13 protein-coding genes and 1 pseudogene are annotated in these 14,605 nt (G+C 70.2%); 10 read left to right on the plus strand and 4 right to left on the minus strand.

Annotated elements, in window-relative coordinates; translation table 11 throughout:
- Window positions 1-77: 77 nt before the first annotated feature.
- Genes LXN57_RS24660 through LXN57_RS24675 form a run of 4 tightly spaced genes read left to right on the plus strand, consistent with a single transcriptional unit; the run spans window position 78 to window position 4,067 of the window.
- Window positions 78-1,436 (plus strand): ABC transporter substrate-binding protein, encoded by a 1,359-nt coding sequence (locus LXN57_RS24660; protein ID WP_251800545.1) that lies wholly within the window; start codon window positions 78-80, stop codon window positions 1,434-1,436.
- Window positions 1,437-1,496: 60 nt separating this feature from the next.
- A complete protein-coding gene (locus LXN57_RS24665; protein ID WP_251800546.1) occupies window positions 1,497-2,423 on the plus strand; it encodes a carbohydrate ABC transporter permease in 927 nt (308 codons plus the stop codon).
- Entirely contained in the window at window positions 2,420-3,298 is an 879-nt protein-coding gene (locus tag LXN57_RS24670; RefSeq protein WP_251800547.1) for a carbohydrate ABC transporter permease, read from the plus strand. The genes LXN57_RS24665 and LXN57_RS24670 overlap by 4 nt, the downstream gene beginning before the upstream one ends.
- A 13-nt stretch (window positions 3,299-3,311) precedes the next feature.
- Complete coding sequence (locus tag LXN57_RS24675; protein ID WP_251800548.1) at window positions 3,312-4,067, plus strand: SDR family oxidoreductase; 756 nt, start codon at window positions 3,312-3,314, stop codon at window positions 4,065-4,067.
- 93 nt (window positions 4,068-4,160) lie between these two features.
- Here LXN57_RS24675 and LXN57_RS24680 read toward each other — a convergent pair whose 3' ends face one another.
- Window positions 4,161-4,754: a hypothetical protein gene (locus LXN57_RS24680; protein ID WP_251800549.1), complete on the minus strand. Its 594-nt coding sequence runs from the start codon at window positions 4,752-4,754 to the stop codon at window positions 4,161-4,163.
- Window positions 4,755-4,933: 179 nt separating this feature from the next.
- On the opposite strand from LXN57_RS24680, the gene LXN57_RS24685 reads away from it, so the two are divergent.
- From LXN57_RS24685 to hutH, 6 genes and pseudogenes are all read left to right on the plus strand, one after another.
- The gene (locus LXN57_RS24685) at window positions 4,934-5,782 is read left to right on the plus strand and encodes a MurR/RpiR family transcriptional regulator (protein ID WP_251800550.1); all 849 of its coding nucleotides are present in this window, start codon (window positions 4,934-4,936) and stop codon (window positions 5,780-5,782) included.
- A 12-nt stretch (window positions 5,783-5,794) separates the two neighbouring features.
- The gene (gene hutU / locus LXN57_RS24690) at window positions 5,795-7,435 is read left to right on the plus strand and encodes a urocanate hydratase (RefSeq protein WP_251800551.1); all 1,641 of its coding nucleotides are present in this window, start codon (window positions 5,795-5,797) and stop codon (window positions 7,433-7,435) included.
- Window positions 7,432-8,607, plus strand: a complete 1,176-nt coding sequence (locus tag LXN57_RS24695) for an allantoate amidohydrolase (protein WP_251800552.1) — start codon at window positions 7,432-7,434, stop codon at window positions 8,605-8,607. Before hutU ends, LXN57_RS24695 begins: the two co-directional genes overlap by 4 nt.
- Window positions 8,604-9,938 (plus strand): annotated as a pseudogene (locus LXN57_RS24700) (formimidoylglutamate deiminase); the annotation flags it as partial. The gene LXN57_RS24695 and the pseudogene LXN57_RS24700, both read left to right, overlap by 4 nt.
- Window positions 9,939-10,156: 218 nt before the next feature.
- On the plus strand, window positions 10,157-11,353 hold the full coding sequence (gene hutI, locus LXN57_RS24705) for an imidazolonepropionase (RefSeq protein ID WP_251800553.1): 1,197 nt from the start codon (window positions 10,157-10,159) through the stop codon (window positions 11,351-11,353).
- Entirely contained in the window at window positions 11,350-12,885 is a 1,536-nt protein-coding gene (hutH, locus tag LXN57_RS24710; RefSeq protein WP_251800554.1) for a histidine ammonia-lyase, read from the plus strand. The genes hutI and hutH overlap by 4 nt, the downstream gene beginning before the upstream one ends.
- Before the next feature lie 107 nt (window positions 12,886-12,992).
- Here the strand turns inward: hutH and LXN57_RS24715 are convergent, their stop codons facing one another.
- From LXN57_RS24715 to rph, 3 genes are all read right to left on the minus strand, one after another.
- Window positions 12,993-13,169, minus strand: a complete 177-nt coding sequence (locus LXN57_RS24715; protein ID WP_251800555.1) for a hypothetical protein — start codon at window positions 13,167-13,169, stop codon at window positions 12,993-12,995.
- An 80-nt stretch (window positions 13,170-13,249) separates the two neighbouring features.
- Window positions 13,250-13,864 carry an RdgB/HAM1 family non-canonical purine NTP pyrophosphatase gene (rdgB, locus tag LXN57_RS24720; RefSeq protein ID WP_251800556.1) on the minus strand — a complete coding sequence of 205 codons (615 nt, stop codon included), beginning with the start codon at window positions 13,862-13,864 and terminating at the stop codon, window positions 13,250-13,252.
- Entirely contained in the window at window positions 13,861-14,589 is a 729-nt protein-coding gene (gene rph, locus LXN57_RS24725) for a ribonuclease PH (protein WP_251800557.1), read from the minus strand. The genes rdgB and rph overlap by 4 nt, the downstream gene beginning before the upstream one ends.
- Window positions 14,590-14,605: the final 16 nt, after the last annotated feature.

The raw sequence follows: 14,605 nt of genomic DNA on the forward strand, positions 1-14,605 counted from the left end.
TTTCCAGCGACCCACGAACCTTCCACCGGAGAGAGCCCTCCCCGGCTGGTACATGCGTCCCTAACGGAGGTCATGTCATGAGGAGATCACGAATAACGCTCGCCGCCGTCGCGGCGTGCGCCCTGGCCCTGTCCGCCTGCTCCGGCGCCGGCACCTCCGGCGACAGCAGCAGCGGCGAGGGCGGCGCCAAAGAGATCACGGTGCTGATGGTCGGCAACCCGCAGATGGAGGACATCCAGAAGCTGACCGCCGACAACTTCACCAAGCAGACCGGCATCACCGTCAAGTACACGATCCTGCCCGAGAACGAACTGCGCGACAAAGTCACGCAGGACGTGGCCAACCAGGGCGGCCAGTACGACGTGGTGACGATCGGCGCCTACGAGGTGCCGATCTGGTCGAAGAACGGCTGGCTGCACGAGCTGTCGACGCAGATGGACGCGGACAGCGCCTACGACAAGGCCGACCTGCTCAAGCCGATGGTCACCGTGGCCAGCGGCGAGGACGGCAAGATGTACGGCGCACCGTTCTACGGCGAGTCGTCGCTGCTCATGTACAACAAGGAGATGTTCGAGGCCAAGGGCCTCACCATGCCCGAGAAGCCGACCTGGCAGCAGGTGGCCGACCTGGCCGCCAAGGTCGACGACAAGGCCAACGGCGTCGCGGGCATCTGCCTGCGCGGTCTGCCCGGCTGGGGCGAGGGCATCGCCTCGCTGACCACGATCGTCAACACGTACGGCGGCACCTGGTTCGAGAAGGACTGGACGCCGAAGCTGAACGCGCCCGAGTTCAAGGAAGCCACCAAGTTCTACGTCGACCTGGCCCGCGCGCACGGCGAGCCCGGCGTCGCGCAGTCCGGCTTCACCGAGTGCCTGAACATCTTCAGCCAGGGCAAGTCGGCCATGTGGTACGACGCCACGTCGGCCGCCGGCACGGTCGAGGACCCGAACGCCTCCAAGGTCGCGGGCAAGGTCGGCTACGCGTACGCCCCGGTCAACAAGACCGACTACTCGGGCTGGCTCTGGTCGTGGGACTGGGCGATGCCCAAGACCACCAAGAAGGCCGACGAGTCCTGGAAGTTCATCAGCTGGGCCACCAGCAAGGAGTACGAGCAGCTGGTGGGCAAGGAACTGGGCTGGTCCCGCGTCCCGGCCGGCAAGCGCACCTCGACGTACTCGATCCCGGAGTACAAGGAGTCCGCCAAGGCGTTCGCGGACATCACGCTCGACTCGATCGCCAACGCCGACCCGGTGAACCCGGGCCTGCAGGAGCGGCCCGCCCCGGGCGTCCAGTTCGTGGCCATCCCCGAGTTCCAGGACCTCGGCACCAAGGTGTCGCAGGAGATCGCGGCCGCGCTCACCGGTCAGAAGACGGTCGACCAGGCGCTCGATGCCGGTCAGAAACTCGCCGAGGACGTGGCGAAGAAGTACAAGTAGCGCCGTGCGGGCGCGCCCCCAGCCGGGCGCGCCCGCCTCAGCCGGAAGGCCCCCCGAACCATGACCGATCTTGCCACCCGGCCGGCCTCCACGCCCGTCGTGCCGCCGCCCCCGCAGCGGGGCGCCAAGGAACGCTGGGTCCGCCGGGCGCCCCTCCTGCCGGCCCTGATCTTCGCGATCGTTGTGACCCAGTTGCCCTTCCTGGTCACGCTCTATCTCTCCACCCAGGGCTGGAACGCGCTGCGGCCCGGGCAGCGGGAGTTCGTCGGTTTCGACAACTACCTGACCGTGCTGACCGACACCCGGCTGCGAGCGGCCCTGCTCAACACGGTGCTGCTGACGGCCGGCGCGGTGATCTTCTCGCTGGCCCTCGGGCTCGCGCTGGCCGTGCTGCTCGACCGCAAGTTCGTCGGTCGGTCCGTCGTACGCACGCTGTTGATCACGCCGTTCCTGGTGATGCCGATCGCGGCCGCGCTGCTGTGGAAACACACCATCTACAACCCGACGTACGGCCTGATCAACGGTCTTTTCGGCGGCTCGACCGACTGGGTGTCCTCATATCCGAAGGCGGCGGTCATCGCCACGCTGGTCTGGCAGTGGACGCCGTTCATGATGCTGATCCTGCTGGCCGGGCTGCAGTCACAGTCCGAGGAGGTGCTCGAAGCGGCCCGGGTCGACGGGGCGAACGCCTGGCAGATCTTCACCCGGATGACGATCCCGCACCTGCGGCAGTACCTGGAGCTGGGCGCGCTGCTGGGCTCGATCTACCTGGTCAACACGTTCGACGCGGTCTTCACCATCACGCAGGGCGGGCCGGGCACGGCGACGACCAACCTGCCGTACGAGATCTATCTGACGATGTTCCGCAAGTTCGAGTACGGCGAGGCCTCCGCGGCCGGCGTCATCGTGGTGATCCTGACGATCATCGCCGCCACGTTCGCGCTGCGCGTCATCTCGAGCCTGTTCAAGATGGAGGCCAACCGATGAGCACCGCCGCCACCGCCGAACCGGTCGCCGTCGTGCCGCCCGCCGCCCCGCGCCGTCCGGGGCGACGCCGGCTGGTCAACTCGGTCTGGGGAATCGTGGCCTGGGCGGCCGGGATCGTGTTCGTCTTCCCGGTCATCTGGATGGTGCTCACCAGCTTCAAGCAGGAGAACGCGGCCGCGACCAACCCGCCGACCTGGGTGTTCGAACCGACCCTGGACCAGTACGCGCAGGTGTTCGACCGCAACATGATGCCGTTCCTGCTGAACAGCCTGATGGCCTCGGTGTTCTCGACCCTGCTGGTCGTGCTGCTGGCCACCCCGGCCGCGTACGCCCTGTCGCTGCGCCCCGTGGCCAAGTGGAGCGACTCGCTGTTCTTCTTCATCAGCACCAAGATGATGCCGGTCGTGGCCGCTTTCCTGCCGGTCTATCTCGTTGTCAAGCACCTCGGGCTGCTCGACAACGTGTGGACGATGGTCGTTCTCTACACGAGCATGAACCTGCCGCTGGCGATCTGGATGATGCGCTCGTTCCTGCTCGAGGTGCCGCGCGAGGTGCTCGAGGCGGGCGAGGTCGACGGAGCCGGACTGCTCACCTCGATCCGCAAGATCATCCTGCCCATCGTCAGCCCCGGCCTGGCCGCGACCGCGCTGATCTGCTTCATCTTCGCCTGGAACGAGTTCTTCCTCGCCCTCAACCTCACCGCGACCAACGCCAGCACCGCCCCCATCTTCCTGGTCGGCTTCATCTCGTCCGAGGGCGCCTTCCTGGCTCGCCTGTGCGCGGCCGCGACGATCGTGTCGCTGCCGGTGCTCATCGCCGGCTGGCTCGCCCAGAACAAGCTCGTTCGGGGCCTGTCGATGGGCGCGGTCAAGTAAGCATGGTCCTGAGATGATCACACCGACAGTGGGGAACCCGATGTTCGACTTCACCGACCGCACCGTCCTCGTCACCGGCGCCTCCGGCAGCATCGGCGCCGCCACGGTGCGGCTGCTGGCCCGGCACGGCGCCGACGTCATCGCGGCCGGTCCCACCCCGGAGAGCCTCACCGCGATCACCGCCGAGACCGGCGCCCGCCCACTCGCGTTCGACCTGGCCGCCGAGGACAGCGTGCGCGACGCCCTGACCGGAGTCGCGGTGCAGGGGGTCGTCAACTGCGCGGGGTACGGCGGCGTGGTGGGCCCCCTGACCGAGGTCGACTTCGGCGTCTTCGACGAGGTGCTGGCGGTCAACACCCGGGGCGCCCTGCTGGTCACCAAGTACGCCGCCCGCAGCATGATCGCGGGCGGCCGGGGCGGCGCGATCGTCAACGTCTCGAGCCAGGCCGCGCTGGTCGCCCTGGACGGGCACGCCTCGTACGCCGCCTCGAAGGCCGGCCTGGACGGGATCACCCGCGTGGCCGCCTACGAGCTGGGCCAGCACGGAATCCGCGTCAACAGCGTCAACCCGACGGTGGTCATGACCCCCATGTCGGCCTCCTACTGGGGCCGCGACGAGATCCAGGGCCCCTTCCTCAGCCAGATGCCCCTGGGCCGGTACGCCACCGAGGACGAGATCGCCGCCCCCATCGTCTTCCTGCTCAGCGACGCCGCCGCCATGATCACCGGCGTCTGCCTGCCCATCGACGGTGGCTACACGAGCCGCTAGCGCTCCCTGGAATGCTGTAGACTTGTCTACAGCATTGCAAGGGCCCCCGCCATTTGGCCGGGGCCCTCTTGCTTCGGCCGTTATCCTCGGCTGTCACCGGCGAGGCTCCAGCAGATCGACTACGCCCAGGCCAGTTTCGCCCCCCACGAGCTTCAGCCCGACGTCGGCTCGGGCAGCCAAATCGAGAGGGTCAAGGCCCTCGACAAGGGTGGCGTGAATGATCCGGTCAAGCCCAGCGCCCACTAACGGTGCGGCGATGCGCAGCGCGGCCTTCAGCGCCACGCCCTGCGTGGAACCACCGTGCAGCACGATGTTGCGGGTCCGGTAGAGGCGCCTCATTGCGATCCGAAGGATTGTGACCGCGTTGGCGAGTTCTCCTCGGGGATGGGTGACGACCCGGCGCATTCTGTGCACTGCCGCAATGTCGGCGTCACGCCGGAACCGGTCTGCGAGATTCAACGTGCTCCCTGCCAACAGCGCTGCGGCCACCGCGGACGCTCGTTCCCTGTTGGTCGTACAGGCCGCCAGCGATTGGGAGAGGTCGTCAGGGATCTCAGGTTGATGCCTTAGCAGCAAACCGAAGTCCCACAACCGACGCGGCCACGGCAGTCCTTCAAGTGTGAAGAAATCGATCATTCGAGCGCGAACATGCCGGCCGTACATATCGGGCGAGGCCTCGGACGTCACCGGTACACAGTAGGGCGAGGGGACCGCCAACCTCTAGTCACGGGTCCAGTAGACACGGACTGAGCGCCTCGGCGAGGAGAGGGCGTCGGCGATCCATGTGATCGGGATGCGATCGGAGCAATCCGCTGGGTCTTCACAACCACTAGCGCACTGAAAGATTTCATGCATAAGCTGCGTAGGTGAATGACGGAGGGGTCAGGGCGGGTGAGCGGGTGCTCGACCTGTTCGCCGGGGCGCGGTTGACACCCACGCAGCGGCGCATCGCGCACTGCCTCGTGGAGCATGCGGGCAAGGTCGCCTACCTCTCCGCGGCCGAGGTGGCCGACCTGGCCGGGGTCAGTCAGCCGTCGGTCACCCGGTTCGCCATCGCTCTCGGCTACGAGGGTTATCCGGCTCTGCGGCGGGTGCTGCGGGAGCTGACCGACGGCTCGGACGGCGAGCGCGGCCGGGAGCACAACGCCATGCAGGGGGCGATCGCCGCCGAGGCGGACAACCTCGGGCGGCTCTGCCAGCAGCTGGAACGACTTGAGGACGTACGGCGGGGGGCCGGACTTCTGGTGGCCAGCCGGCCGCTGACGGTGCTGGGGCTGCGGTCGGCCGCGCCCCTCGCCGGGTATTTCGGATATTTCGCCAGCAAGGTCCACCCGGATGTGCGCGTGCTCGACACGGGTGGCACCTCGCTGCTCGACCGGCTCGATCAGGCCCGCGCGGCCGGCGCCGATGCGATGCTGGCGCTGGTGTTGCCGCGCTATCCGCGTGAGTCGCTGGAGGCGGTCCGGGAGGCCAGGAGCATGGGGTACGCGGTGGTGGCGATCACCGATTCGGCCGTGTCGCCGGTCGCCGAGCACGCGGATGTCGTGCTGCCCGCCGCGGTCGGCACGCGGCTGGTGTTCGACCTGCACACGGGGCCGATGGCGATGGCGATGGTGGTTCTTCAGGCGATGTGTGACGCCGACCCCGAACCGGTGCAGCGACGGCTGGAGCGGTTCGAGGCGACGGCCACGCGCCGGCAGATCTTTCAAGCGTGAGGAAGGGCGACGATGTCGGAGATCCGGGCACCACGCGGCGCGGCGTACACCGCGAAGGGCTGGCCGCAGGAGGCCGCCAAGCGGATGCTGATGAACAACCTCGACCCGGACGTGGCCGAGCGCCCCGAGGACCTGGTGGTCTACGGCGGCACCGGGCGGGCCGCGCGCGACTGGCCGTCCTACCACGCGATCGTGCGGGAGCTCGACGAGTTGGACGGCGACGAGACGCTGCTGGTGCAGTCGGGTCGTCCGGTGGGTGTGTTCCGTACGCACGAATGGGCCCCCCGGGTGCTGATCGCCAACTCCAACCTCGTCGGTGACTGGGCGAACTGGCCCGAGTTCCGCCGCCTCGAGAACCTGGGCCTGACCATGTACGGCCAGATGACTGCCGGGTCCTGGATCTACATCGGCACCCAGGGAATCCTTCAGGGCACGTACGAGACCTTCGCCGCGGTCGCTGCCAAGCGGTTCAACGGCACGCTGGCCGGCACGCTGACCCTCACCGGTGGCTGCGGCGGCATGGGTGGCGCTCAGCCGCTCGCGGTCACCATGAACGGCGGCGTCTGCTTGATCGTCGACGTCGACCGCACCCGTCTGCAGCGCCGGGTCGACACCCGCTACCTCGACGAGATCGCCGACGACCTCGACGATGCTCTGGCCCGCGCTCTGGCTGCGAAGGCCGAGAAGCGCGCCGTCTCGATCGGGGTTGTCGGCAACGCGGCGCTGGTGTTCGGCGAGATCCTCACCCGCGGCGTCGAGGTCGACGTCGTCACCGACCAGACCAGCGCTCACGACCCGCTCTCGTACCTGCCGGTCGGCATCGAGCTGGCCGACGCCGCCGAGTACGCCCGCAAGAAGCCCGAGGAGTTCACCGAACGCGCCCGCGGCAGCATGGCCAAGCAGGTCGCCGCGATGGTCGGGTTCCTCGACGCCGGGGCCGAGGTGTTCGACTACGGCAACTCGATCCGCGGCGAGGCCCAGTTGGCCGGCTATCAGCGCGCGTTCGCCTTCCCGGGCTTCGTACCGGCATACATCAGGCCGCTCTTCGCCGAGGGCAAGGGGCCGTTCCGCTGGGCGGCGCTCTCGGGCGACCCGGCCGACATCGCCGCCACCGACAAGGCCATCCTCGACCTCTTCCCCGAGAACGAATCGCTGGCACGCTGGATGAAGATGGCCGAGGAGCGCGTCGCGTTCCAGGGGCTGCCCGCCCGCATCTGCTGGCTGGGCTACGGCGAGCGGGACAAGGCCGGCGTCCGGTTCAACGACATGGTCGCCTCGGGCGAGCTCAAGGCGCCGCTGGTGATCGGCCGCGACCACCTCGACTCGGGCTCCGTCGCCTCGCCCTACCGCGAGACCGAATCGATGCTCGACGGCTCCGACGCGATCGCTGACTGGCCGCTGCTGAACGCGATGCTCAACACGGCCAGCGGGGCCAGCTGGGTGTCGATCCACCACGGCGGCGGCGTGGGCATCGGCCGTTCCATCCACGCCGGGCAGGTCTGCGTGGCCGACGGCACGCCGCTGGCCGGGCAGAAGATCGAGCGGGTGCTCACCAACGACCCCGGCACGGGGGTGATGCGGCACGTCGACGCGGGTTACGAGTCGCAGGCCGCGGCGGGCGTGCACCTCCCGATGCGGCGGGAGGCTCCGTGACCGCGACGTTCGCCGAGCTCTGGAACGGGATCGCGCCGATCGGGCGAGCCCGCAACGGCGGCTACCTGCGGTACGCGCTGGACGAACCCGAACTCGTGCTGCGCGACTGGTTCCGCAACCAGGCCGCGCGCCGGGACATGCCGGTCACCGACGACGGCAACGGCAACCTGTTCGCCTGGTGGGGCGACCAGTGGGGCCACGACGCGGTGCTCACCGGCTCGCACTTCGACTCGGTGCCGCACGGCGGGGGCTTCGACGGCCCGCTCGGCATCGTCAGCGCGTTCCTCGCCATCGACGAGATGCGCCGCCAGGGCCGGGTGCCGCGGCGGCCGATCGCGGTGGTCGCCTTCGTCGAGGAGGAGGGCGGCCGGTTCGGCGTGCCCTGCCTGGGATCGCGCCTGCTGAGCGGGGCGATCGAGCCCGAGCAGGCGGCCGCGCTGACCGACCGCGAGGGCATCACGTTCGGCGAGGCCCTCGGGGGTACGCCGGCCGGGCGCCTGCCCGGGCTCACCGGCCGGATCAACGCGCTGGTGGAGCTGCACATCGAGCAGGGCCGGGCGCTCGAGGTGCCGGTCGGGGTGGCCAGTGCGATCTGGCCGCACGGGCGGTGGCGCTTCGACTTCACCGGCATCGGCGACCACGCCGGCACCACGAGCATGACGGACCGGCGGGACCCGATGCTGACCTTCGCGTACACGGTGTTGGCGGCCAACAAGGAGGCCCGGCTGGCCGGGGCGCACGCCACGATGGCCCGGGTCGAGGTGGAACCCAATGCCACCAACGCGATCCCGTCGCTGGTGCGCGCGTGGCTGGACGCGCGGGCGGCCGAGACGGGCACGCTCGACGTGCTGGTCGACGCCGTGATCAAGCGTGCCCACGACCGGGCCGGGCGGGACGGCACCGAGGTCGCGGTGACCCCGGAGTCGTACAGCGCCGAGGTGACGTTCGAGAAGCCGCTCGCCGCGCGGATCGCCTCGCTGCTGGGCGACGTGCCGATTCTGCCGACGGGCGCGGGGCACGACGCGGGGGTGCTGTCGGCCCACGTGCCGACGGCCATGTTGTTCGTGCGCAACCCGACGGGGATCTCGCACTCGCCGGCCGAGCATGCTGAGGAGGCGGACTGCGTGGCCGGCATCAGCGCGCTCGCACGGGTGCTGGGCGACCTCACATGACGGTCTATCTCGCTTCGTACGCCTGGACGGGCTCCTCGGTGGCGGCGGACGTCCGCATCGAGGTGCACGACGGCGTGATCACCAGCGTCACGCCGGCCTCAAGCGGTCCACCCAACGCCTCGTCCGGTCTCCCCGGCGCCTCGCGAATTGCCGACACGGACGTCCGCCTGCCCGGCCTTGTTCTGCCTGGCTTTGCCAATGCGCACTCGCACGCCTTCCACCGGGCGTTGCGCGGGCGCACCCACGCCGGTGGCGGCAGCTTCTGGACCTGGCGCGATCTCATGTATTCCGTGGCGGGCCGGCTCGATCCCGACAGCTACTACGCGTTGGCCCGGGCCGTATATGCGGAGATGGCGCTGTCCGGCATCACCGCGGTCGGCGAGTTCCACTACCTCCATCACGGCCCGGACGGCGTCCCCTACGACGATCCCAACGCGATGGGTCACGCGCTCGTTCAGGCGGCGGCCGACGCCGGCATCCGGATCACGTTGCTGGACACGCTGTATCTGACGGCCACTGTGGACGGTAAGCCGCTCGAAGGCGTGCAGCGCCGCTTCGGCGACGGCGACCTCGACGGCTGGTCCGGGCGGGTCGCCGGCCTGCGTTCCGGGCCGCACGCGCGGATCGGCGCGGCACTGCATTCGGTGCGGGCCGTTCCGGCATCAGCGATGGCGCCTTTCGCCGACCGGACCGCGGGTCTGCCCGTGCATGTTCACTTGTCCGAGCAACGTGCGGAGAACGAGCAAACCCTGGCGGCGTACGGCTGCACGCCCGCGGAACTGCTCGAGCGCAACGGCGTCTGGCGCGAGGACACCGTCGCCGTGCACGCGACGCACCTCACCGACCGCGACATCGACATCCTGGGCGGTCACCACGTGTGCTTCTGCCCGACCACCGAGCGCGACCTGGCTGACGGCATCGGACCGGCGCGGCGGCTCGCCGGAGCGGGCGCGAGCCTGAGCCTGGGCAGCGACAGCCACGCCGTGATCGACCAGTTCGAGGAGCTGCGCGGCCTGGAGATGAACGACCGGCTGGCCAGCGAGCAGCGTGGCCGCTTCACACCGGCCGAACTGATCGCGGCGGCCGCCAATCACGACGCGATCGGCTGGCCCGACGCCGGTGAGATCGCCGTGGGCCGTCGAGCCGACTTCGTCTGCGTACGCCTCGACAGTGTGCGCACAGCCGGCACCGATCCCGCGCAGGCAATCCTCGCCGCCACCGCTGCCGACATCACCCACGTGATCGCCGACGGCCGCGTAATCGTCGCCGACGGCCACCACCAGACGATCGACGCGCCACGAGCGCTGGCCGAAACGATCGCCGAACTGACCGATGATCGCAGCGCTCAAGACAGCACCACAAACGCTCAGCGCGGCGGACGGCTCGCTCAAAACGACACCGCCCGCGCAAATGACAGCGGACGACTCGCTCAAAACGACACCGGGCGCGCAAATGACAGCGGACGACTCGCTCAAAACGACACCGGCCGCGCAAATGACAGCGGACGACTCGCTCAAAGCGTCACTCCGCACGCCGAGGATGGCCACGCATGAGCATTTTGATCGACAACATCGGCGAGCTCGTCACCAACGACGAGGGTGCGGGGCTGCTCGGTCTGCGGCGTGACGTCGCCGTGGTCGTCGAGGGTGATCGCATCGCCTGGATCGGGCCGTCGGCGCAGGCTCCGGCCTCCGACCAGCGGATCGACGCCGGGGGCGGCGCCGTGCTACCGGGCTTTGTGGACAGTCACGCGCATCTGGTCTTCGCCGGTGACCGGGCGGCCGAGTTCGGCGCGCGGATGGCAGGCGAGCCCTACACCGGCGGCGGCATCCGCACCACGGTCGCCGCGACCCGGGCCGCGAGCGACGACGACCTGCGGCGCAACGCCGGCCGGCTGGTCGCGGAGGCGCGCCGGCAGGGAACCACGACGATCGAGATCAAGAGCGGGTACGGGCTGAACGTCGAGGACGAAGCCCGATCGCTGCGGATCGCCCGCGAGCTGAGCGATGAGACTACCTTTCTGGGCGCGCACGTCGTGCCGGCCGGCAGCGACCCGGGCGAGTACGTCGACCTGGTGCGCGGCTCGATGCTGGCGGCCTGTGCCCCGTACGCGAAATGGGTCGATGTCTTCTGTGACCGCGGAGCGTTCGACGAGGAGCAGACGCGCGCGATTCTCACCGCGGGTAAGCAGAGGGGCCTGGGCCTGCGCGTGCACGCGAACCAGTTGACCGAGGGGCCGGGCGTGCGGCTCGCGGTCGAGCTGGGTGCGGCCAGCGCCGACCACTGCACGCACCTGAGCAGCGCGGATGTCGACGCGCTGGCCGGCTCAGCGACGGTCGCGACCTTGCTGCCGGGCGCCGAGTTCTCAACCCGCTCGCCCTATCCCGACGCGCGCCGGCTGATCGACACCGGTGTCACAGTCGCACTGGCTACCGACTGCAACCCCGGTTCCTCGTACACGTCGTCGATGCCGTTCTGTATCGCGCTCGCCGTCCGGGACATGCGGATGACCCCGGCCGAGGCCGTGCACGCGGCGACGGCGGGCGGGGCGAAGACGCTGCGCCGCGACGACATCGGACGGTTGCGCCCCGGCGCCCGAGCCGACCTGACGGTGCTCGACGCGCCGTCTCACCTGCACCTGGCCTACCGGCCCGGCGTACCCCTGATCCGGCAAGTTCTGCACAACGGAATCCCGTCCAACTACCCCGCCGCCGCCCCTGACACGACTAAAGGCCTGCTGTCATGAATGTTGTAGTCCAGCCCACCGGCGTAACCCCCGCCGATGTGCTCGCGGTCGCCCGCGGTAACGCCCGCGTCGAGATCGCCACCGAGACCGTCACGGCCATGGCCACCAGCCGTGAGATCGTCGACCGGATCGAGGCCTCCGGCCGTCCCGTGTACGGGGTGTCGACCGGCTTCGGCGCACTGGCCAACACGTCCATCGCCCCGGAACGCCGCGCCGAGCTGCAGCACGCGCTGATCCGCTCGCACGCCGCGGGCATCGGCGCGCCCATGCCGCGCGAGGTCGTGCGGGCCATGATGCTGCTGCGCCTGCGCTCGCTGGCGCTGGGCCGCTCGGGTGTGCGCCCGCTGCTCGCCCAGGGCCTGGCCGACCTGCTCAACCACGACATCACGCCGTGGGTGCCCGAGCACGGCTCGCTCGGCGCCTCGGGCGACCTGGCCCCGCTCGCCCACTGCGCGATCGTGCTGCTGGGCGAGGGCTGGGTCATGGGCAAGGACGGCGCGCGGATCGCCGCCGCCGAGGCCCTGCACGCCGCCGGCCTGGAACCGCTCGAGCTGGCGGCCAAGGAGGGCCTGGCCCTGATCAACGGCACCGACGGCATGCTGGGCATGCTGCTGCTCGCGATCGACGACGCCGAGCACCTGTTCGCGATGGCCGACGTCACCGCGGCGCTGGCGATCGAGGCGATGCTCGGCTCGGAGCGTCCGTTCCTGCCCGAGCTGCACGAGATCCGGCCGCACCCGGGCCAGTCGGCGTCGGCCGCCAACATCCTGAAGCTGCTGCAGGGCTCGGCAATCATGGACTCGCACCGGGACGACCTGGCTCACGCGGTGCAGGACGCGTACTCGATGCGCTGCGCCCCGCAGGTGGCCGGCGCGGCCCGCGACACGCTCGACTTCGTGCGCACGGTGGCGAGCCGCGAGCTGGTGTCCGTTGTGGACAACCCGGTCGTGCTGCCCGACGGCCGCGTCGAGTCGACCGGCAACTTCCACGGCGCCCCGCTCGGCTTCGCCGCCGACTTCCTGGCCATCGCGGCCGCCGAGGTGGGCGCGATCGCCGAGCGCCGCGTCGACCGCCTGCTCGACGTGACCCGCTCCCGTGAGCTGCCGCCGTTCCTCTCGCCCGACGCGGGCGTCAACTCCGGCCTGATGATCGCCCAGTACACGGCGGCCGGCATCGTCGCCGAGAACCGCCGCCTGGCCGCACCGGCCTCGGTCGACTCGCTGCCCACGAGCGGCATGCAGGAGGACCACGTCTCGATGGGCTGGGCCGCCACCAAGAAGCTGCGCACGGTCCTCGACAACCTGACCAGCCTGCTGGCCGTCGAGTTGCTTTCCGCCGTACGCGGCCTGCAGCTGCGCGAACCGCTCGTGCCCTCGGCCGCGGGCCGGGCCGCGATCGCCGCCCTGGAAGCCTCCGCGGGCCGCCCCGGCCCCGACCTGTTCTTGGCCCCGGCCCTCGAGGAGGCCCGCGCGGTCGTCGCCGCCCGCGCCTTGCGAGCCGCGATCGAGGACGCCATCGGCCCGCTCCGATGAGCAACCGCCGCCCGATCCGTCGTGACCGGGCTGAGGCGGTCTTGCGCACCGGCGGCGCGGCCGGTGCTGGAGGCAGAACCGGCGCCCGGCCCCGCGGTCAGCGCTGATCAGGCGGCGGGGTCGGTGCCTGCCTTCCAGGGGCAGTCGTTGACCTCGGGCTCGACCACGACGAACGTCTTGGCCGCCGCGATCTGGCTGGGGGCGCTCACCGGCTCGCTCGCGAAGAGCACGGAGAGACCCACCAGCGCTGTGGCCGCGACGATAGCGGCGAACCGGAGCTGCATGAGAGTTCCCCCAGTCGATTTCGGCAGGCGCTCCCGCAAGCATGTCTCAGCTTGTTGACAGCTTCCTGAGAGCCTCCGGGTCAGTTCGTCACCTCACGGGCGATCACCTTGGAAAGCTCGCGGAACGCCTTGCCCCGGTGGCTGATCGCGTCCTTCTCGGCGGGCGACAACTCGGCGTTGGTGCGGCTCTGGCCGTCGCCCAGGAAGATCGGGTCGTAGCCGAAGCCGCCCTCGCCGCGCCCGGCCCGCAGAATGCGCCCGGGCTGGCGGCCCTCGACCAGATGCTCGCGGCCGTTGGGCAGCACCAGCGCCGCCGCGCAGACGAAGGCGCCGCCGCGCTGCTCGTCCGCCACGTCGGAGATCTGGGCGAGCACCAGCTCGAGATTGGCCTGGTCGTCGCCGTGCCGGCCGGACCAGCGGGCACTGAACACGCCGGGCATGCCGCTGAGCGCGTCGACCGCGAGACCCGAGTCGTCGGCCACCGTGGGCAGCCCGGTGCGCTTGGCGCCCTCGCGGGCCTTGATCAGCGCGTTCTCGCCGAACGTCAGCCCCGTCTCGGGCACGTCGGGATAGCCCTCGAACTCGGTCAGGCCGACCAGCGCGATGCGGTTGGCGCCGAGCGACGAGTCGAGGATGCGCTGGAGTTCGGCCAGCTTCTTCTGGTTGGCCGTGGCCAGCAGCAGCTTGGCGCTCATGCGGCCAGCGCCTTCTGCTGGGCGGCGGCCAGGTCGGCGCAGCCGGCGACGGCCAGGTCGAGCAGCGCGTCGAGCTGGTCGCGGCGGAAGACGCCGTCCTCCCCCGTGCCCTGCACCTCGACGAAGTCACCGTCGCCGGTGCAGACCACGTTCATGTCGACCTCGGCCTTGACGTCTTCGGTATACATCAGGTCGAGGCGGGGCTGGCCGTCGATGATGCCGACGCTGACGGCCTGGATCGAACGGTGCATGACCTTGTCGACCCGGCCGGCCAGGGACTTGCGCTCGGCCAGCCAGCCCACCGCGTCGTGCAGGGCCACGTAGGCGCCCGTGATGGCGGCCGTGCGGGTGCCGCCGTCGGCCTGCAGGACGTCGCAGTCGAGGACGATCGAGTTCTCGCCCAGGGCCTTGAGGTCGATGCAGGCGCGCAGGCTGCGGCCGATCAGGCGGGAGATCTCGTGCGTACGGCCGCCGACCTTGCCCTTGATGCTCTCGCGGTCGCCGCGGGTGTTGGTGGCGCGGGGCAGCATCGAGTATTCCGCCGTGACCCAGCCCAGCCCGGAGCCCTTGCGCCAGCGCGGCACGCCCTCGGTGACGCTGGCGGTGCAGAGAACCCGGGTGTTGCCGAACTCTACGAGCACCGACCCCTCGGGGTGGATGCTCCAGTTCCGCGTGAGGGTCACCGGGCGCAGTTGGTCGGCCTCGCGGCCGTCGGGGCGTGCCATGCCCAAACCTTATTAG

The sequence above is a fragment of the Paractinoplanes hotanensis genome (assembly GCF_023717965.1).
GTDB lineage: Bacteria > Actinomycetota > Actinomycetes > Mycobacteriales > Micromonosporaceae > Actinoplanes > Actinoplanes polyasparticus.